Source organism: Pseudomonas sp. FSL R10-0399, assembly GCF_009600165.1.
In the GTDB taxonomy this organism is placed as follows: Bacteria; Pseudomonadota; Gammaproteobacteria; order Pseudomonadales; family Pseudomonadaceae; genus Aquipseudomonas; species Aquipseudomonas helleri.
Window position 1 is genome coordinate 1 of record NZ_WIWK01000288.1, and the last position, 620, is coordinate 620.

Consider the following 620-nt stretch of genomic DNA (forward strand, 5'->3'; position numbering starts at 1 on the left):
GGCTGGTGGCCGTGGCGCAACTGCCGGTGGTCAGGCCGCTGCGCAGGGGCGCGGGTTGTTCGGCGGTTTCGTCACGCATCAAAGGGTTTGGTCATCTCTAGCAAGGTTATTGGCAGCGCTTGGCGCCACGTATCAAAGTCGCCCAGCGGTTGGGCCTGGGCGACGTGAACCCGCGTCAGCTCGCCGCCATGGCGTTCGCGCCAGCTCATCAGCAATGTTTCGCTTTGCAGGGTGACGGCATTGGCCACCAGTCGCCCGCCGGGCTTGAGCTGTTGCCAGCAGGTGTCGAGCACACCCTCGCGGGTGACGCCGCCGCCGATAAAAATCGCGTCCGGACGCTCCAGGCCTTCCAGTGCTTGCGGTGCCTTGCCTCGAATGAGTTGCAGGCCCGGCACGCCCAGCGCGTCACGGTTGTGTTCGATCAGTTGCTGACGGCCGCTGTCTGCCTCGATGGCCAGGGCTCGGCAGCTCGGGTAGGTGCGCATCCATTCAATACCAATCGAGCCGCTGCCTGCGCCCACGTCCCACAACAGTTGCCCCGGCAAGGGCGCGAGGCGGGCGAGGGTGATGGCGCGCACATCGCGCTTGGTCAGTTGGCCGTCGTGCTGGAAGGCGCTGTC

2 protein-coding genes are annotated in these 620 nt (G+C 66.1%); both read right to left on the minus strand.

What is annotated here, in order from left to right:
* The coding region (locus GHO41_RS30165; protein ID WP_218580291.1) for a cobalt-precorrin-5B (C(1))-methyltransferase at nt 1-79 on the minus strand (79 nt) is incomplete at its 3' end.
* A partial coding sequence (gene cbiT / locus GHO41_RS29480; RefSeq protein ID WP_153435366.1) for a precorrin-6Y C5,15-methyltransferase (decarboxylating) subunit CbiT occupies nt 72-620 on the minus strand: 549 nt, incomplete at its 5' end. The genes cbiT and GHO41_RS30165, both read right to left, overlap by 8 nt.